This is a genomic window from Kribbella sp. NPDC002412, from assembly GCF_053592935.1.
This window is the reverse complement of sequence record NZ_JBSFBL010000036.1, coordinates 15,295-33,691: the sequence shown is the minus strand read 5'-3', so window position 1 is coordinate 33,691 and position 18,397 is coordinate 15,295. Positions and strand designations below refer to the sequence as shown.

At 69.3% G+C, this 18,397-nt stretch carries 12 protein-coding genes; 6 read left to right on the top strand and 6 right to left on the bottom strand.

Annotated elements, in window-relative coordinates:
- Positions 1-23: 23 nt before the first annotated feature.
- Genes ACWCOV_RS26455 through ACWCOV_RS26445 form a run of 3 tightly spaced genes read right to left on the bottom strand, consistent with a single transcriptional unit; the run spans position 24 to position 3,623 of the window.
- Positions 24-1,331 carry a four-carbon acid sugar kinase family protein gene (locus ACWCOV_RS26455; RefSeq protein ID WP_449832001.1) on the bottom strand — a complete coding sequence of 436 codons (1,308 nt, stop codon included), beginning with the start codon at positions 1,329-1,331 and terminating at the stop codon, positions 24-26.
- Positions 1,332-1,338: 7 nt separating this feature from the next.
- Positions 1,339-2,622 carry a RuBisCO large subunit C-terminal-like domain-containing protein gene (locus ACWCOV_RS26450; RefSeq protein ID WP_449832000.1) on the bottom strand — a complete coding sequence of 428 codons (1,284 nt, stop codon included), beginning with the start codon at positions 2,620-2,622 and terminating at the stop codon, positions 1,339-1,341.
- Entirely contained in the window at positions 2,619-3,623 is a 1,005-nt protein-coding gene (locus ACWCOV_RS26445; RefSeq protein WP_449831999.1) for a zinc-dependent alcohol dehydrogenase, read from the bottom strand. Before ACWCOV_RS26445 ends, ACWCOV_RS26450 begins: the two co-directional genes overlap by 4 nt.
- Before the next feature lie 124 nt (positions 3,624-3,747).
- Between ACWCOV_RS26445 and ACWCOV_RS26440 the strand changes: the two genes are divergently transcribed.
- On the top strand, positions 3,748-5,460 hold the full coding sequence (locus tag ACWCOV_RS26440; protein ID WP_449831998.1) for a hypothetical protein: 1,713 nt from the start codon (positions 3,748-3,750) through the stop codon (positions 5,458-5,460).
- Positions 5,457-8,177, top strand: a complete 2,721-nt coding sequence (locus ACWCOV_RS26435; protein ID WP_449831997.1) for a glycoside hydrolase family 78 protein — start codon at positions 5,457-5,459, stop codon at positions 8,175-8,177. The genes ACWCOV_RS26440 and ACWCOV_RS26435 overlap by 4 nt, the downstream gene beginning before the upstream one ends.
- 13 nt (positions 8,178-8,190) lie before the next feature.
- Here the strand turns inward: ACWCOV_RS26435 and ACWCOV_RS26430 are convergent, their stop codons facing one another.
- Positions 8,191-9,207 (bottom strand): LacI family DNA-binding transcriptional regulator, encoded by a 1,017-nt coding sequence (locus tag ACWCOV_RS26430; protein ID WP_449831996.1) that lies wholly within the window; start codon positions 9,205-9,207, stop codon positions 8,191-8,193.
- A gap of 197 nt (positions 9,208-9,404) precedes the next feature.
- Between ACWCOV_RS26430 and ACWCOV_RS26425 the strand changes: the two genes are divergently transcribed.
- Positions 9,405-11,846 (top strand): pectinesterase family protein, encoded by a 2,442-nt coding sequence (locus tag ACWCOV_RS26425; RefSeq protein WP_449831995.1) that lies wholly within the window; start codon positions 9,405-9,407, stop codon positions 11,844-11,846.
- 7 nt (positions 11,847-11,853) lie between these two features.
- Positions 11,854-13,068: a hypothetical protein gene (locus tag ACWCOV_RS26420; RefSeq protein ID WP_449831994.1), complete on the top strand. Its 1,215-nt coding sequence runs from the start codon at positions 11,854-11,856 to the stop codon at positions 13,066-13,068.
- Here ACWCOV_RS26420 and ACWCOV_RS26415 read toward each other — a convergent pair.
- The gene (locus ACWCOV_RS26415; protein WP_449831993.1) at positions 13,065-14,348 is read right to left on the bottom strand and encodes a glycoside hydrolase family 28 protein; all 1,284 of its coding nucleotides are present in this window, start codon (positions 14,346-14,348) and stop codon (positions 13,065-13,067) included. The genes ACWCOV_RS26420 and ACWCOV_RS26415 overlap by 4 nt on opposite strands.
- Positions 14,348-15,769 (bottom strand): glycoside hydrolase family 28 protein, encoded by a 1,422-nt coding sequence (locus tag ACWCOV_RS26410; RefSeq protein WP_449831992.1) that lies wholly within the window; start codon positions 15,767-15,769, stop codon positions 14,348-14,350. Before ACWCOV_RS26410 ends, ACWCOV_RS26415 begins: the two co-directional genes overlap by 1 nt.
- A gap of 158 nt (positions 15,770-15,927) precedes the next feature.
- On the opposite strand from ACWCOV_RS26410, the gene ACWCOV_RS26405 reads away from it, so the two are divergent.
- Both ACWCOV_RS26405 and ACWCOV_RS26400 read left to right on the top strand, forming a co-directional pair.
- Positions 15,928-17,331, top strand: coding sequence for a glycoside hydrolase family 28 protein (locus ACWCOV_RS26405; RefSeq protein WP_449831991.1), 1,404 nt, complete (start codon positions 15,928-15,930; stop codon positions 17,329-17,331).
- A 49-nt stretch (positions 17,332-17,380) separates the two neighbouring features.
- Positions 17,381-18,382 carry a LacI family DNA-binding transcriptional regulator gene (locus ACWCOV_RS26400; protein ID WP_449831990.1) on the top strand — a complete coding sequence of 334 codons (1,002 nt, stop codon included), beginning with the start codon at positions 17,381-17,383 and terminating at the stop codon, positions 18,380-18,382.
- Positions 18,383-18,397 lie beyond the last annotated feature (15 nt).

Genomic DNA, 18,397 nt, shown 5'->3' with positions numbered 1-18,397 from the left:
TCCGGGCCCGACCCAGTCGGTGGCTACGTGGTGCGGAAGGTTTCGAGGAGGTTGGGTGCGCCTAGTTGGCCCGGTTTCAGGAGGATCGAGAGGGCGTGTGCGGCGGGGGTGGGGGCGGTTGAGCGGCACTCCACGACTCCGTTGCCGAAGGTGGGGTCGGTAGTGGTCAGTTCCAGGGCGGTGATGCCCAGGTTGCGGAGGACGCGGCCTGAGGTGTCGCCGCCGGCTACGACCAGGCGGCGTACAGCGGTTTGCCGGGTGACTGTGTGGATGATCTCGGCCAGGGCGGATGCCAGGTGGGGAAGGGATTCCGTGGCGGGGCGGTCGGCGTGGCCGGTGTGGACTACGACGCCAGGGGCGCCGGATCGAAGGCTGGCTACGGCAGCGGCCGCGGTGGGCTCGGTGTCGGTCAGTTGCAGGATGGTCCATCCGGCGGCCGCGGCTGCTGCGATTTGGTCAGCGGTTCGGCTCGACTGGCTACCGGAGACGCCCAGGACCTGTGGGTGGTGGGATGCTGGGGTCGCCAAGGGCATGGTCGCAGTGTCGTGGGGGTCCGGCGCGGTGGCGTGAGGGTCCGGCTCGGTGGACTTTGTTGCAGAGCTGGCGGCGAGGCTCAGTCCGACGGCGCGGGACAGGCCGCCGGAGCCGATGGTGAAGGTGGGGGAGCCGTTGCTGGATGCAACGAGGGTGCGGCCCAGTAGCTGGAGGTCGGCGTCGGTCAGGGCGTCGAGGATGACCGCGTCGGCGGTCTGGTGGGAGTAGCTGTCGGGGAGATCGGCGTACGAGGTCAGGTGGAGGGCGTCGATCGGGAGGGTGGTTTGGGCTGCTACGTGGCGGCGGAGGTCGGATTCGGGCATGGGGGTGGCTGGGTGGTTGGACATGGTGGGTTGGCGGTCCAGGCGGTGGACGGTGCCGGACTCGGCGGCGAAGTGGTGGCTGAAGACGGTGTAGCGGCCCAGTTCGGGTTGGGCGGCGAGGATCGGTACGGGGGCGGCGCCGAAGAGGGAGCGGCCTACCTCGAGGGCGCGGCCGATGCTGCCGAGCGTTGGTGAGGAGTCGGCGGTCGAGCAGATCTTGTACTGCACGACGCGCGGGTTGAGGTCGCGCAGGGCGGTGAGGATCGGGCGGATCTCGGCTTCCTGCTCGTCCGGTCCGAGTGAGCGCGCGATGCCGGCCACGCCGATGACGTCATAGCGTTCCGCCAACGCGCGGAGCTCGGCCACAGGTGGCAGGTCGACCAGGAGGATCGATCGGAGGCCGCAGCGAGCGAACTGTCGCAGCGCGTCTGTCGAGCCGGTGAAGTCGTCCCCGTAGAAGGCAGCTTCAAGCATGGGGTGATCAGAAGGTTTCGAGGGCTTGGCGTAGGGCGGGGGTGGTGGCGGCTGCCGCGGTCAGGTCGTCGCCGTTGACCGCGCAGTGCCAGGCGGTTCGCATGGCGGTGACGCCGGCGGCTGGACCAGCAGGGTGGCCGTGGATTCCGCCGCCGGCCAGGACGAGGAGGTCGGTGGTGTTGGTGCGACGGTAGGTCTCGGGTGCCAGGCCGGGGGACTGGCCGGAGGAGAGGACCGGGAGGGTTTCGTAGGTGTTGAGCCGGGTCGCGGCGTCATCGAAGAGGGGTTGCTGGACGGCGGTGATCGAGCGGAGGACCTCGTCGTCGGTTTCGTAGAACTTGTTGGACAGGCCGTTGGTGTGGAGGTGGTCGGCGCCGGCCAGCCGGGCCAGTTTGGACCAGGCGACGAAGTCGATACCCAGGCCGGGGGCTCTGGTGAAGACGCCGGTCATCGCGCGGTGGCCGTGGATGGGGAGTTCGCAGCGTTCGCGGAGCCAGGCGAGTCCGGCGAGGCCGACCAGGTTGACGCAGACCATCACGCAGGTGCCGCCGGCGTCGCGGACCAGGTCGTGGTTGGCCGCCATCCGGTCGAGGTCGTCGGTGATGTTGAACGCGTACATCGGCCGCCGCCCGGTGCGCGCCGCGACCTTGTCCAGCTCCTCGGACACCACCGCCACCCGATCGGCGAGCGGTGAGTGCGGCGGGTTGCCCATCAGTTCGTCGTCCTTGATGAAGTCGATCCCGGCCTCGGCGAGCTCGCGGACGACGATCCGCAGCTCCTCGACCGGCAACCCGATACTGGGTTTCACGATCGTCCCGAGCAGTACGCCGTCCGGCCGCTGCAACAGCTCACGCGTCCCACTCACGCCGTACTGCGGACCCGGATAGCGCTCGGCGAACGCCAACGGGAGCTCGAGGTCCAGCAGCCGGATCCCGGCCAGCTGACGAAGCTCGAACAGGTTCCCCGCGACGGCAGCCAGCAGGTTGGGCAACGACGGGCCGAAGTTCTCCAGGCCGAAGGAGATGCGAACCCGGCCACGGCGTCGGCGCGCGCCGGGAACCCGGACCGCACCGGGGAGGTCGGCGTGGGCGGGATCGGCGGTGTCTGCCGGTGGCAGCTCGTCCACGGAGACCACCCGGGCCGCGAACCGCTCCCGCAGCTCCGTGGTTTCCCGGGCTACAGCGACGAACGTCCCCGTCGACTGCTCACCCGCGATCACCTCCGCCGCGTCCTCCAGTGGGAGGTAACTCTCGACGAGGTACGTCGCCACCACCTCGGGCCGGCCGCTCATCGGGTCGGGTCAATCTGCAGCTTGAGGTGATCGGTGCCGGAATCCATGGCCTCGAGGACCTCCGGGGTTTGACCCAAGGCGAACGTCTCGGTGACGTAGGGACGGACATCCAGCACGCGGTCGTTCACCAAGCGAGCCGCTTGATGGAAGTCAGCAGGGGTGTAGATGGTCGAGCCCTGAAGGGTGATCTCCTTCAGCACGGCTGGATTGAGATCGACGGTCAGCGGACCGGCAAACATCGGCAGCAGGACCACCCGCCCGCGCGGACGAGTCAACGCAAGAGCCTCAGCCAGACAACTCGGATGGCCGGACGCGATCACAACGACATCGAAGCCGCCGCCGGTGAGGGTGGAGGCGGCAGCTGGCAGGTCGACGTCCCGAGGATCGACCACGTGCGGAACGCCCTGCCCAGCAAGGAACGAGCGGTTGTAAGGCTTCACATCGCTCACCAGCACTGTCGACGCACCACGGATCCGGCTGACCGCGGCGACCAGGCTGCCGATCGGTCCACCGCCGAGCACGGCGACGGAGTCGCCGGCATCCACGCCCCACGTGCAGTGCCATGCGACGGCCAAGGGCTCGATCAATGCGCCCTCGTCGTACCCAACGCTGTCGGCCAACGGCACGAGCACGCGCCCAGGGGCGGCGAAGTACTCACTCAGCATCCCCGGCCACCCACCGCCAGGCACCCGTTTCCCAGCACACAGATGTGGATGCCCGGCCTCACACCGCGCGCACTCCCAACACGACAAGGCAGGCAGCACGGCGACCCGATCGCCCACCGCGAAACCAGGATCGGACGAGGCAACCACCTCCCCCGCGCCCTCATGCCCCAGCACGACCGGCGGCTTCCGGAACGGATGATGCCCGCGCCAGGTGTGCAGGTCCGACCCGCACAACCCGACCGCGTGCATCCGGAGCAGCACGCCGTCCGCCAGCGCCGGATCCGGTACCTCGGCCACGACAACCTGACGCGGCTCCTCGAGCACTGCTGCTCTCATCGTCGTCCTCCTCGAAGTGAAGTCCCGCAAGTCTCCGCCGTAGAACGTCAAGAAAACAAGGCCGATCAGCCAGCCTGTGGATAGAGCGTTGACATCGCCTCCGCCAAGGGTAAAGGTTTTCCTCATGGTGACGATCCCGGCGACCCTTTTGCTCGAAGAGCGGGCCGCGCTGGCGATGAACGCGGTGACCGGCCTGGCCGACGACGACCTGGACGGCATCCCGTTCTTCAGCGCGAACCTGCTGGCCCGCCCGGCCCGGCTCGACCACGGTGACTGGGACTACGGCTCCAGTCACGGCCGGCTGACCGACGCGTACCTGCTCGCGAAGCAGATGACCGGCGGCACGGACTGGGACCCGCAGTGGGAGAAGATCGCCGACCGCTACCGGCAGACCCTGTTCGACCTGCTGCACGAGGACGGCCTGACCTACCGCCGCGAGCACGCGCGCGGTCACTGGAAGGCGAACGCCAACCTGATCGACCAGCGCGCGACCCTGCTCGCCCTGACCACAACCGTCGTCGCCACCGGCGACCCGGAAGCCAAGCGAGCTGCGGACAACCAGGTCGCAGCCCTGAAGCGCATCGCGATCAAGGAACGCGACGTCTGGTTCTACCCCGCGTCGGAGTACACCACCGCAGGCTGGCCGTCCTCCAACGCGATCGATCTGCACCTCGCACCGGACCCGGCGTCGTTCTCCGGCCGCCTGATCATGCCGCTGCTGCGCTACCACCAGGCGACCGGCAACCAGGACGCGCTGGAGCTCTGCGAGTGGTTCGCCCGGCTCATCGTCGAGAAGAGTGGCGTCTACCTCGAGGACGGCAGCTTCAACCCGGCTCGCGCCTACCGCAGCGGCCACTTCCACACCCGCGTCGGCACGCTCGAAGGTCTCGCCCGGCTGGCCAGACACACCGGCGACCACGGCCTGACCGAGTTCACCCGCCGCAGCTACGACTGGGTGCTCACCCAGGCCACCAGGTTCGGCTGGACCCCAGGCGACCTCGCCGACCAGCGCTACGAGCACGAGACCTGCTCCTTGGTCGACCTCATCGGCCTCGGTACGACGCTCGCCGGCAGCGGACTCACGTCGTACTGGCCGGTGGTGGAGCGGTTCGTCCGCAACCACCTGGCCGCGTCGCAACTGCAGGACGTGAGCTGGGTGCAATGCGCTCCGGACCGGTCGGAGGACATCCCCGGCTGGCGGACCTACGTCGACGTGGGTGAGCGCGTGCTGGGTGCCTTCTGCGGGTACGGCGCTCCCAACGACTACGTGTCCGACGTACCACTGGGCCGTGGGCACACCAACGACGTCCAGGCCTGCTGCGTCGGCTCCGGCGTCCGTGGCCTGTTCTGGGCGTGGAACAGCATCGTCACCGGTGACAGCAACCTCACCAGAGTCAACCTGCTCCTCACCCGCGCACACCACACGGTCGACGTGGTCAGCCACCTGCCGGTCGAAGGCAAGGTCGAGCTGACAGTCAACGAGCCAGTGGACGAGCTGCGCGTCAGAGTCCCCGAGTGGGCAGGCTACGCACGCCTCAAGCTGCAGCGTGGTGACGAGGAGCGCAGCGGCGCTGAACGCATCTGGGCGCCCGACGGCTACCTGTCCATCCCCCAGCCGCGCAAGGGCGAGCGGATCGTGGTGACGTTCCCGATGGTCGAGCAGACCACCACTGAGCTCGCGGCCGGCAACGAGTTCCGGACCACCTGGCGCGGCGACGACGTGATCGCGATCGACCCGCCGGGCCACGCCCGGCCCATGTACGGCGACCGCCCGGAGCACGCCGGCGGTCTGCGTGACTACGAGCTCCACCGACCCGAAACGGAGTGGTCTTGGTGACAAGCGAGGCAACCGGCTGGCTGCTGACCGATCCACCCAGCGTCCCGGCCCTGACGCCGTACGACCTGCGCTGTGAGCACCGGGTGGAGCCGCTCGGCATCGGCAGCGACCGGCCACGGTTCAGCTGGCGGCTGGCCTCGCCGGTGCGTGGTGACCGGCAGGACGCGTTCCGGATCCGCCTGGAGCGCGACGGCGTCCAGGTGTGGGACAGCGGCTGGCTGACCGACGAGCAGACGTACGTCGACCACGGCGGCGCACCGCTGACGTCGCAGACCGACTACGTGTGGCGGCTGGAAGTGCGCGACGTAGAAGGGAAGGTCTGCGAGGCCTCAGCGACGTTTGCCACCGGCATCCTCCACCCGGAGGAGTGGCAGGCCCGCTGGATCGAGCACGACTACGAGACCGACCCGTACTTCGAGCCACCCGTCGACCGCGACGAGCCCCGCACGGTGCGCCAGGCCACCATCGCCGCCCCCCGCTACTACCGTCGGTCCTTCGACCTGCCGAAGCCGATCAGCAGAGCACGCGTCTACGCGACCGCTCACGGCCTCTACCAGCTCCAAGCCAACGGCCGGCGAGTCGGCAACGACGAGCTGACCCCCGGCTGGACCGACTACCGCTACCGCCTCGCCTACCAGACGTACGACGTCACCGACCTGCTCCAAGAAGGCGAGAACGTCCTAGGCGCAGTGCTCGGCGAGGGCTGGTGGTCCGGGTACGTCGGCTGGGACACCCGCAGCCACGCACACCACTACGGCAAGAAGCCCCAACTGCTCGCGCAGCTCGTCGTCGATCACACCGACGGCTCGCAGACCGTTATTGCGACCGACAACCGCTGGGTCGAGCGCACCGGACCACTGCGGTTCGCCGACCTGCTGATGGGGGAGTCGTACGATGCCCGCCTGGAGCTGGGCGACTGGTCGAGCCCCGGGTATGACGCCGCCGGCTGGGCGCCGGCCGGTGACGTCGGAGCGGACATATCGACATTGGTTGCCGCCAGCACCGACCCGGTCCGGGTGACCGAGGACCTCCCGGCCGTCGCAGTGACGCGCAACGGCGACCGCTACATCGTCGACCTCGGGCAGAACATCGCCGGCCGAGTCCGCCTGCGCGTGCGCGGCGCCGCGGAGGGCGATCGGATCCGGCTGCGGCACGGCGAGATGCTCGAGTCCGACGGCGGCCTCTACACCGCCAACCTCCGGACCGCCGACGCGACGGACTACTACGTCAGCGCGGGCGGCGCGGAGGAGTTCTTCGAGCCGGTGTTCACCGTGCACGGCTTTCGGTACGTCGAAGTCGACGGCTACCCGGGTGAGCTCACGACGGCCGACGTCACCGGCCGGGCGCTGCACTCGGACACCCCGGTCGCCGGGCGCTTCGAGTGCTCCGACGCAGGCGTCAACCAGTTGCTGAGCAACATCCGCTGGGGCCAGCGCGGCAACTTCGTCAGCGTGCCGACCGACTGCCCGCAGCGCGACGAACGCCTCGGCTGGACGGCGGACGCCCAGATCTTCCTGCCGACCGCGGCGTACCAGGCCGACGTCCTGACCTTCTTCGAGAACTGGATGGCCGATCTCGCCGTCGCACAGACCGGCGAAGGCGCGATCCCGGACGTCATCCCGCACGTGATCACCGGTCGCCACGGCACACCCGCCTGGGCCGACGCCGCGACCATCGTCCCGTGGACGCTCTACCGGACGTACGGCGACGAACGCGTCCTGAAGCAGTCCTGGCCGACGATGCGACGCTGGGTCGACTACGTGCACGAGGCCAACCCGGACCTGATCTGGCGCAAGCGGACCAGCGGCCACTACGGCGACTGGCTGCAGGTCGGCGTACGGACGGATCGGGACGTGCTGGCAACGGCGTACTTCGCGCGCAGTGCAGAGCTCACCGCCGCGGCGGCGCGAGTGATCGGGCTGCACGACGAGGCAAAGCGGTACGGCGAGCTGCGGGAGCGGATCGCGGCCGCGTTCGTCCGGGAGTTCGTGGATGCCGACGGCAAGGTCCGGGGTGACACGCAGACCGGCTACTTGCTGCCGTTGGCGTACGGGCTGCTGCCGGAGGAGCATGAGCAGGCGGCGGTCAAGCACCTGGTCGCTGATCTGGAGGCGCGTGGCCGGGCGTTGACGACTGGGTTCGCGGGTGTGGCGTTGCTGTGCCCGATCCTGGCCAAGTACGGACATGTCGAGCTCGCGTACGACCTGCTGCACGACGACCGGTACCCGTCCTGGGGTTACTCGATCCGGCACGGCGCGACGACGATCTGGGAGCGCTGGGACGGCTGGACGGAGGAGAACGGGTTCGGCCCGGTGGCGATGAACTCGTTCAACCACTACTCACTCGGCTCGGTCGGCGAGTGGCTGTACGGCGGGGTCGCCGGCATCGACCAGGCCGAGGACTCGATCGCCTTCCGTGAGCTGGTGATCCGACCGCGGCCGGGTGGCCGGTTGACGTGGGCCGAGGGCGCCTACGACACACCGACTGGGCGGGTGTCCACACGGTGGGAGGTGAGCGATGGCACGTTCACGCTGGCGGTGGTGGTCCCGCCGGGGACGACGGCGACCGTTCACGTGCCGACGAGCGACCCCGAGTCGGTCCGGGAGTCGAAGCGGCCGGCGGCCGAGCAGGACGGGGTCGAGGTGCTGGAGTCGGCCGATCGGACCCTGGTGTGCCGGGTCCCGTCAGGAAGCTACAGCTTCACCGCCGCGGCCTGAGCCGGGCCAGCGCTCAGCTGGATGTCCGCCGGCGCTTTGGAGCGCGGGCCGTCGAGGCCCGCACGACCAGCTCGCCGGTCAGGTGAGTGGTGTTGGCCGGGGCCGTCGGGCCGAAGTGTTGCCAGGCCAGGCGGCCCAGCTCGACGGTGGAGACGGCGTACGTCGTGAGGCCGGGGTCGGTGTGGGCGCTCATCGGCGCGTCATCGACTCCGGCCACCGACAGGTCGTCCGGGACACGCACGCCCAACTCACGCAACCGGCTGAGCACCCCGACGGCCACGTGGTCGTTGAAGGCGATCAGCGCGGTCGGGTGGTGCGTGAGTGCCTCGTCGACCGCGACGTAGCCGTCCCGAAGCGCCGAGCCGCAAGGCACCCGGATGATGGTCTGGCCGGCTGCCTCGGCGACCCGGAAACCGCGCTGGCGCTGCTGGTCCGACCAGGCGTTGGGCGGGCCCTCGAGGTAGACGATCCGCTTGTGGCCGAGTGATCCGAGGTGCTCGCACAGCAAGCGGACGCCGTGGTGGTAGTCGACGACCACGGCTCCCACCGACGGATGCCGCAGTACCCGGTTGATCAGAACCAGCTTGCGGCTGGCGGCGGCAACCTCCTTCAGTCGCGGTGCGCTCATCCGTGGCGCGCACAGCAGCAGGCCGTCGACCCAGCGGGCCAGCTCGATCGCCGCACGGTACTCCCGGTCCGGGTCCTCGTCGGTCCCGGCGACCAGGGTGTGGTTCCCGTCGGCGGCGGCCTCGGCCGAGATGCCCTTGAGGATCTCGGCGAAGTACGGGTTGCCCAGATCAGGGGCGACCACGCCGACCGTCTGGCTGCTGCCGCGCAACAGGGTCTGGGCGGCCGGGTTCGGCCGGTAGCCGACCTCGGCGGCCGCGGCCCGGACCCGGTCGGCGACCTGGTCCGAGACCGGCTTGCCGCCGCTGAGCACCCGGGACACGGTCGCGGTGGAGACCTCCGCGAGCCTGGCCACGTCGTGGATCGTCACCCGGCCGGCGCGATCTCTGGTCGACTTTCTCACCGGCTCATTGGACCACGTCCGCGGACGATTCGCTGCCAGCGCAGGCGTGTAAACCTTTTCCTGCCGAATCGTGTCGAGGTCTTGACGCAGGCCGCGAGCGCTGCGACGGTAGCCGAGGAAAAGGATTACCCGCCCACCGCCCCGGGCAGCCGAGCACAAGGTGCTTTCCGAACGGCGGTCCGCGCGAGGAGACCCCCGTGAAAAGACCCTTGATCAGCCTGTGCCTCGTCATCGCGGCCGGGATCGGCCTACTGACCGTTCCAGCCGGTACCGCGACCTCTGCGACCTTCGCGGCCAACCCGGCCACGTTCGGCCCGTTCGACCCGCGGATCGAGCGCGACGGGCACTGGGGCCGTGACGACGACGTGGCGATCACCGTGAACTCCGGCTCGTCGCTGCGGTTCCGCTTCACCGGCGACCGGCTCGGCGCCTGGTTCGACACCGAGTCGATCACCAACCCCGCGCAACTGTGGGTCTCGGTCGACCGCGCCGAGCCCGTCCTGGTCACGGTCGACGAGGACCACAAGGTGTTCGTCGAGGGCCTCGACCCGACCGTCGCCCACACCGCCGAGATCCTGGTCAAGGACGTCGACGGGTACGCGAACCGCTGGACCGTGCCGCTGCAGTCCGGCGTCGTCCTCGAGAAGATCGAGCTCGCGCCGCTGGCCACACTCATCCCGCTGCCGACCAAGGCCGAGCACGGGATCGAGTTCTACGGCGACTCGATCACGCAGGGCGTGATGGCGCTCTGCCCGGAGCTCGGCGCGGACTGCGCCGACGGCACCAAGGCCTACCCGCACCTGGTCGGGAAGGCGTTCGGCGCCGACACGACCCAGGTCGGCTTCGGTAAACAGGGCGTCATCCAGCCCGGCCACGGCAACGTCGGTACGGCGGCGGAGTCGTTCGGCTGGAACCTGGCCGGCTTCCCGGCGGCGCCGTCCGACCCCGGCGCGGTCGTGGTCAACTTCGGCACGAACGACGCGCCGTACCCGAGCAGCGAGTTCACCCCGAAGTACGGCGCCTACCTCGAGCAGGTCCGGGCCGCGAACCCACGCAGCCTGATCCTCGCCATGCGTCCGTTCAACGGCGCCCACGCGGCAGACATCGCGCAGGCCGTCGCGGCGACGAAGGACCGAAGGATCGTGTACGTCGACACGACCGGCTGGCTCGGCGCGGACGACTACAACGGCAGCACCCACCCCAATATCAAGGGCCACCAGGTCGCCGCCGCCAAGCTGACCAAGGTCCTTCAGCGACTGACCGGTTGGAAGACTGCGGGCCCAAGCACTCCCGTCCTGTCACCACAAGGTACGGCGGACGAGACCTGCTCGGACACCACCCTCCGCATGACCTTCCAGGGGCCGGTGCAACTCGGTGTCCAAGGCAAGCTCCGGATCCACCGGGCCGGCGGCGAAGTCGTCGACACCGTTGATCTCGCCGACCTCACGTCGTACCAGCGCTTCGTCGGCGGCGCTCGCTCGGACTACGGGCAGCCGCACACCTGGATGTACGAAGCAGTCACGGTCGACGGCCGGACGGTCTCGATCCATCCGCACCAGCGACTGGCGCCCGGTCAGGTGTACTACGTCACCGTCGATCCCGGCTTCGTCGTCGGGCACCCCGGGATCGACAAGTGGATGTTCCGGACCCGGCACGACCCGGCCTCGGACAGCAAGCTCCAGGTCGGTCCGAACGGCGACTTCTGCACGGTCCAGGCCGCGATCGACTTCGTGGCGGAGGGCAACAAGTCGCGGATCGACGTCGCGCCGGGCTGGTACCGCGAGCTGATCTACGTCTCGCAGGCGAAGCCGGGAATCACGATCGTCGGGGCCGGCGCCGGCCGTACGGTCATCGGCTACCCGAACAACAACCTGCTGAACGGCGACTCCGCGATGGCGAACGTCCCGATCGAGCAGTCCTACTGCCCACGCCGGGTGCTCGCCCAGCCGGACCGCTTCAACTGCTGGCGGGCCGCGTTCGGCGTGGACGCCGACGACTTCACGCTGGCCGACGCGACCGTGCAGAACCTGACGCCGTACCGCGGCTCCCAGGCCGAGGCGTTCCGTGGGAACGGCGAGCGGATCGCGCTCGCCCGGGTCCGGATCCTCGGGTTCCAGGACAGCCTGCGGTTGCAGGGCAAGGGGTTCGTGACCGACAGCTACGTCGAAGGTGACGTCGACTTCGTCTGGGGGACCGGCGGCGTCTTCGTCCAGGACTCCGAGCTGAAGGCGCTGCACGAGGGCTACTACAACCAGGTCCGCAACAGCGACAACGGCCCCGGCAACATCTTCGTGAACGTGCGGCTGACCCGCGGTCCGGACGCGCCCGACGACAGCGTGTTCCTCGGCCGGGTGGAGCTGAACCGGTTCCCGACCAGCCAGGTCGTGTTCATCGACTCGGCGATGGACGGCCATGTGAAGAAGCAGGGTTTCCAGATCACCAACCCCAACGACTGCGCGGCCGCCGGCCAGGTCCGGTTCTGGGAGTACCGCAGCACCGACCTGTCCGGCCGTCCCCTCGACACCAGTGCGCGACTGGCGTGCTCCCGGCAACTCAGTGACGACGAGGCGGCCTGGCTGCGCGACCCGTCGAACGTGTTCGGCGGCTGGCATCCGGTCGTCCCCCGCCCCGAAAGGTGAACCCCTCATGATCAACCGCAGGACCGTCCTCGGCGGCGCCCTCGCCGCGACCGCCGCTACCGGCTGGCCCGCCCAAGCATCAGCGCAGACGCCTACCGGCGAGCGTCCGCATCCGGCTCCAAGGCCGGTCGCTCCCGTGAACGCCGCGATCGCCGCCGAGCACAGCGCGGCGTACAAGACGCTGCCCCAGGCGGTCGTCGGCGTCGATGTCGAGGACCTGATGAAGATCCACACGGCCGCCGACGCGGACGCCCTGCGTCCACAACTGGTCGCACAGGTGTGGAAGGACACCGGCGTGCTGCCGACCGGTCTTCCGACCGTACGGAGTGATGTCGAGACGCCGGCCGAGTTGCCTGCGTTCACCGGCGTACGGCGGTACGACCGGCTCGAGATCGCCATGCCCTTCGGGTACGTCGCGACCGCCTTCGTGGTGGAGCCAGTACGGCGTACCCACCGCCGGGTCGCGTTCTACCACAACGGACACGGCGAACCGCTCGACACCTTGCAGCGGGTCACGCAGGGGTTGCTGGACCACGGGTACGTCGTACTGCTGTTCGCGATGCCGTTCTACCACTGGAACCCGAAGACGCTGCAGGACCCGGTCGAGCCGACGGTGCAGCAGCAGCCGTCGCACAACGACCTCAACCTCTGGGAGTCGGCGTCGTACTCACCGCTGGCGCTGTTCCTGGAGCCGCTCGCTGTGGCGATGAACCACGTGCAGGCGACGTACCGGCCGTCGTCGGTGCAGATGATCGGCCTGTCCGGCGGTGGCTGGGCGACCACGATCTACCCGGCCCTGGATCCGCGGATCACCCGGTCGTACCCGACGGCCGGCTCGCTGCCGTTCTTCGTCCGGCCGGGGTCGCCGAAGCCGAGCCCGACCCGCGGCGACTGGGAGCAGCGGGCCGACAAGCAGCCCGGGTTCTACGGGCTCGCCGACTTCCCGGACATCTACGCGCTGGGCTCGGTCGGGCGGAACCGCCGGCAGTTGCAGATCCTCAACCGGTTCGACGACTGCTGCTTCAACGGGGTCGGCCATCGCTCGTACGAGGCCGCCGTACGGCACCGGATCACCCTGATCGGGACCGATGCCGTCAGCAACGAGACGAACGGGCACTGGGAGATTCTCGAGGACGCCACCCACGGAGACCACACGATCAGCCCCTACGCGCTGTCGGTCATCCTCTGGGACCTCGACGTCAACTGCGCCCACCTGCCCTAACGGAGTTGGTGGACGTCCGTGACCGGGTGGGTGTTCACGGTGACGTTGTCGAAGGTGAGGGCGGCGTGCTGCACGGTGCTCGGGGCGTCGACGGTGAAGTCGCAGTTGACCAGCCGGAAGTCCTGGATCGGGGAGCGCCGGTAGCCGCGCAGCATCAGCGCGTTGCGGGCGTGCTGGACGGCGATGTCGCGGAGCTCGACGTTGCGCACCGTCGGCGTCAGCGGACCGGTGTCGCCCTCACCGCGGAAGAAGTTGCACTGGACGACTTCCTTCAGCAGGTTCGAGATGGCGATGTCGCGCAGGTAGATGTTCTCGGCGAACCCGCCGCGGATCGAGTTGGTCTTGATGTAGAGCCCGAAGTACAGCGCGGGCCCGCCGATCGTGCAGTTGCGGGCGAAGACGTTGCGGACGCCGCCGGTCATGTCCGAGCCGAGCGTGATCGCGCCGTACTTCACCCGCATCACGCAGTCCTCGATCAGGATGTCCTCGGACGGGACGTCAACCATCAGCCCGTCCGCCTCCCGGCCGGACTTGATCGCGATGCAGTCGTCGCCGGCGTCGAACGTGCAGCCGCGGATCACCACCGACCGGCAGGACTCGATGTCGACACCGTCGTTGTTCGGGCCCTGGGTGTCGACGACGACGTCCTGCACGGTCACGTTTCGGCAGAGCACCGGATGGACCTCCCAGAACGGCGACCGGACGATCGTCACCCCCTCGATCAGCACGTTCGTGCACTCGTACGGCTGGATGAAGCTCGAGCGCAGGTGGTACCCGGGGCCGTAGACGCGTTCCCGCAGCGGTACGCCGAACGCGCTCTGCGCCCGCAGGTTCGCGAAGTCCTCGTCGCACTCGTGGAACCAGCCCCACCAGTTGTCCCAGTCCGCCTGCCCGTCGAGCGTGCCGGCGCCGGTGATGGCGATGTCCGTGCACCCGTGCGCGTAGATGAACGGCGAGTAGTTGAGCACCTCCAGACCCTCGTAGCGGGTCTTCACGATCGGCAGGTAGTCGGCAGGATCCGTGCTGAACAGCAGCGTCCCAGCCACGTGCAGGTTGACGTACGACTTCAGGTGGACGGCACCGGTCAGGAACGTCCCCTCCGGGACCACCACGCGTCCACCGCCCGCCGCGTGGCACGCCTCGATCGCGGCCCGGATCGCCTTCGTCGCGTCGGTCCGGCCGTCACCGATCGCGCCGTACGCCGTGATCGGGAAGTCGTTGTCCGGAAAGGCCGGCGGCCGGACGTCGGCGAGGATCTGGTCGGCGTACTCCCAGCCCATCAGTTGTCGACCCGGACGCCGTTGATCCAGACCTGGTCGAGGTGGAGGTCCTCGACGTACTGGATCGAGTTCTCCTCCTCCATCCGGTCGAACCGGCAGGCGTGCAACCGGATGTCGCGGAGCGGGTCGTCGACCAGGCCGAGCAGGTTCAGCGCCCGCGGCGCCGCGACCGCGGTGAGCTGGCTGATGGTGATGCCGTGCACGTCCGGCGGGTAGGCGCCGGTGGTCACGTTCGCGTAGTCGAGGACGATCTCGATCACCGCGTCCGCGGCCTGTCCGACGGTCACCCGCCGTACGTCGATGTTCGCGATGGTGCCGCCGCGTTGCGGGTTGCTCTTGATCCGGATCGCGCGCTCCAGTCGCGGGCTGCTCATCCGGCAGTCCCGGACGTAGATGTCCATGACACCGCCGGTCGTCTCGCTGCCGGCCGTCACGCCGCCGTTCCCGTCGGCCATCTCGCAGTCGCGGACGACGGCGTACCGGGTCGGAACGTTCACCCGGCGGCCGTCCGCGTCCTTGCCGGCCTTGAACGCGATGCAGTCGTCACCGGTGGAGATCGTGCACCGCTCGATCAGAACGTCGGTGCAGGACTCCGGGTCGATGCCGTCGTTGTTCGGGCCGTGCGGGCTGTCCACGGTGACGTCCCGGATGGTGACGTTGCGGCACAGCACCGGGTGGATGTTCCACATCGGCGAGTCCCTGACCGTGATGCCGTCGAGCAGGATGTTCTGGCAGCGGTTGAACTGCAGCAGGTTCGGCCGCAGGTAGTGGCCGTCGCCGAACACACGCTGCTCGACCGGCACGCCGTCCGCGGCCATGGTCAGCAGCAGGGTCTTGTCAGGGCCTTCATTGGGCGGCGGGCCGCCGGTCCAGTCCCACCAGTGCGTCGCGTCCGCCCGGCCGTCGAGGACGCCGGACCCTGTGACCGCGATGTTGCGCTGCCGGTAGGCGTAGACGAAGGGGGAGTAGTTGTAGCACTCCGTGCCCTCGTACCGGGTCGGCACCACCGGGAGATACGCGGCCGGATCCTGGCTGAACGCGAGCCTCGAACCTTCCTTCAGGTGCAGGTCGACGTTGCTGAGCAGGTGTACGGCGCCGGTCCGGAAGTCACCGGCCGGTACGACGACATGGCCGCCGCCGGCCCGGTGACACGCCTGGATCGCGGCCCGGATCGCCGCCGTACAGTCCGTCGCGTCGTCGCCGACCGCGCCGAACCGGGTGATGTCGAACCAGCGGTCCGGGAAACCTGGCGGGGTGATCCGGCCCAGGATCCGCTGGATCCGCGCGTCTGCGGCGGCCTCGTCCAGACCCGCGGGACCGGTCGAGGCGGCGGCCGGGGCGGTGCCGCCGCCTACGAACGCACCTGTCGCGAGGGCTCCTCCAGTCAGCAACAGGGTGCGGCGACGGAGCTGTTCGGACATGGGCGACCTCCTGCGGGTGCAAACGATTGCAACCGATCGTGCCCGGCTCTGCCCGAGGTGTCAACGGCTCGGCCTGACGAAGTCTTGACCGGGCCGGAATCTCTTGGATACTTGCGTGCAAAGGTTTACCCAGTCAGCCGACCGGAAGGTGCCCGCCCATGCATCACAGCCGTCGTCGCATCCTCGGACTCGGGCTCGGCGGAGTCGTTGCCGCAGGCATGAGTTCCCCACTGCCCGCCGCGGCGAGCAGCGACCGCGAGTGGTCGGTGCGGTCCAGGATCCGGCCACCGGGCTTCCGGGACGCGTGGTTCCCGATCACCGCATACGGCGCCACGCGGGAGAGCGCGACCGCCGGCATCGCCCGCGCGATCCGGGCCTGCCACGAGTCCGGCGGCGGTCATGTCGTCGTACCGCCCGGCGTCTGGAACACCGGGGCGATCCAGCTGCTCAGCAAGGTGGATCTGCACCTCGAGGAAGGCGCGACGCTCCGGTTCAGCACCGAGCCGGCCGACTACCTGCCGGTGGTCCGTACTCGCTGGCAGGCCGTCGAGGTCTACAACTACTCGTCCCTGATCCGCGCCGAGGGCCAGACCGACATCGCGATCACCGGCCGCGGAACGCTCGACGGCGCCGGCGACAACGAGCACTGGTGGTACTGGATCGGCAGTGGTCAGTACGGGTGGCGCCCCGGTCTGCCGAACCAGCGGGCCGACTGGGGTGAGCTCGAGCGGATGAACAACGAGCAGGTCCCGGTCGACCAGCGGGTCTTCGGCGCCGGCCACTACCTGCGGCCGAGCTTCATCCAGCCCTTCCGCTGCACGAACGTGCTGATCGAAGGCGTGACCGTGCGGAACTCGCCGATGTGGACGATCCACCCGCTGGAGTGCCGCAACGTGACCGTCCGGGGCGTCACCGTCGACAACCTCGGGCCGAACGGCGACGGCTGCAACCCGGAGTCCTGTACCGACGTGCTGATCCGGGACTGCACCTTCAAGACCCACGACGACTGCATCGCGATCAAGTCCGGGCGGGACGCCGACGGCCGCCGGCTCGGCCTGCCCTCGCGCGGGATCATCGTCGAGGACTGCACGTTCGTCAGCGGCGGCGCGGCGGTCGCGGTCGGCAGCGAGATGAGCGGCGGCGTCGAGGACGTCTGGGTACGGCGGCTGCACATGCCGCCGGACCCGGCCGCGGAGGAGGCCTGGATGCAGTGGGTGCTGTGCGTGAAGTCGACCTCGACCCGGGGCGGCTACGTGCGCAACATCAACGTCCACGACGTCGACTCCCGGGCCTGGATGTATCGTCCCCTCGAGATCACCTTCAGCTACATGGGAGGTGGCAACCAGACGCTGTTCCCCGACGTGCGCGACATCCGGTTCGACCGGGTCCGGGTGGCGCGGGCCGAGCGGGCATATCGCATGGTAGGAGCGGAGGCCCGGCGGATTCGTTCCGTCGCGGTCACGAACAGCCGGTTCGACGTGGTCGCGGCGGAAGCTGTCGTACAGTACGCCGACGACGTGACGATCCGGAACGTGTGGGTCGGAGGAACTCAGGTGGGGTGACGGCGCCCCGCCTGACCAGCGGCTCGGTCGAGCAGGAGGCGAGGCGGGCGTGGCGGAGCGGGTTCGGCTGATCGACGTGGCGCGCGAGGCGGGCACGTCGGTGTCGACGGTGTCGCGGGCGCTGAACGGTTCCGACCTGATCTCACCCGAGGTGGTCGCGCACGTGCGCGCGGTGGCCGGCGAGCTCGGCTACCGCGCCGACAAGCGGGCGCAGGAGTTCAAGCTCGGGCGGCCGCTGACCGTCGGAGTGACCGTGCCGGACCTGGCGAACCCGTTCTTCTCCGAGGTGCTGAAGGGGCTCGCGGCCGCCGCTCGGGCCGGGGGTTACCGGTTGCTGATCGGGGAGAGCAGTGAGGACCCGGCCGAGGAGCTGCGGCTCGTCGAGGAGCTCGTGGACCACTCTGGTGCGCTCGTCCTGTGCAGCTCGCGGCTCACCCGGGCCGGTCTGGAGCAGGCGCTCGGGTTGCCGGTGCCGGTCGTGTGCATCAACCGGACGGTCAAGAACGCCGGCGTGGTCGCGATCGACTACCGCGCCGCGAGTCGCCTGCTGCTGGAGCACCTGACCGGTCTAGGCCACCGTCGGGTCCTGTACGTCGGTGGTCCGTCGACGTCCTGGTCGGACGGCGAGCGCCGCCGGACGTTGCGCCGTACGGCGAGATCCCTCGACGTCACGCTGGACGAGATCGAAGGCGGGTGGGCCGGACACCACGGGTACGACGCCGGCCCGACCGTCCTGCGGAGCCGCGCGACCGCCGTCATCACCTTCAACGACCTGGTCGGCGTCGGCCTCCTCAGCTGGCTGCACGACAACGACGTAGAAGTCCCCACCGAACTGTCCGTCGCCTCCTACGACGACATCCCGATCGCTGCCTACGCCCGCCCACCCCTCACCTCACTGCGCAACGACCGCGCCCGCCTGGGTGAACTCGCCTGGCAACAACTCTCCGCCCGCCTCTCAGGCGCCGACTGGCCCCCACCCGACCTCCTGACCCCCGAACTGGTGCTCCGCTCGAGCACAGGCCGAGCCCGTCGTCGAGCCCGAATCAACTGAAAGCACGTTTGCAAA

What these genes read in the sequence shown, in the direction of transcription:
- ACWCOV_RS26455 (WP_449832001.1), bottom strand. Translation starts at nt 1,331, where the DNA reads ATGCTTGAAGCTGCCTTCTACGGGGACGACTTCACCGGCTCGACAGAC.
- ACWCOV_RS26450 (WP_449832000.1), bottom strand. Translation starts at nt 2,622, where the DNA reads ATGAGCGGCCGGCCCGAGGTGGTGGCGACGTACCTCGTCGAGAGTTAC.
- ACWCOV_RS26445 (WP_449831999.1), bottom strand. Translation starts at nt 3,623, where the DNA reads ATGAGAGCAGCAGTGCTCGAGGAGCCGCGTCAGGTTGTCGTGGCCGAG.
- ACWCOV_RS26440 (WP_449831998.1), top strand. Translation starts at nt 3,748, where the DNA reads ATGGTGACGATCCCGGCGACCCTTTTGCTCGAAGAGCGGGCCGCGCTG.
- ACWCOV_RS26420 (WP_449831994.1), top strand. Translation starts at nt 11,854, where the DNA reads ATGATCAACCGCAGGACCGTCCTCGGCGGCGCCCTCGCCGCGACCGCC.
- ACWCOV_RS26415 (WP_449831993.1), bottom strand. Translation starts at nt 14,348, where the DNA reads ATGGGCTGGGAGTACGCCGACCAGATCCTCGCCGACGTCCGGCCGCCG.
- ACWCOV_RS26410 (WP_449831992.1), bottom strand. Translation starts at nt 15,769, where the DNA reads ATGTCCGAACAGCTCCGTCGCCGCACCCTGTTGCTGACTGGAGGAGCC.
- ACWCOV_RS26405 (WP_449831991.1), top strand. Translation starts at nt 15,928, where the DNA reads ATGCATCACAGCCGTCGTCGCATCCTCGGACTCGGGCTCGGCGGAGTC.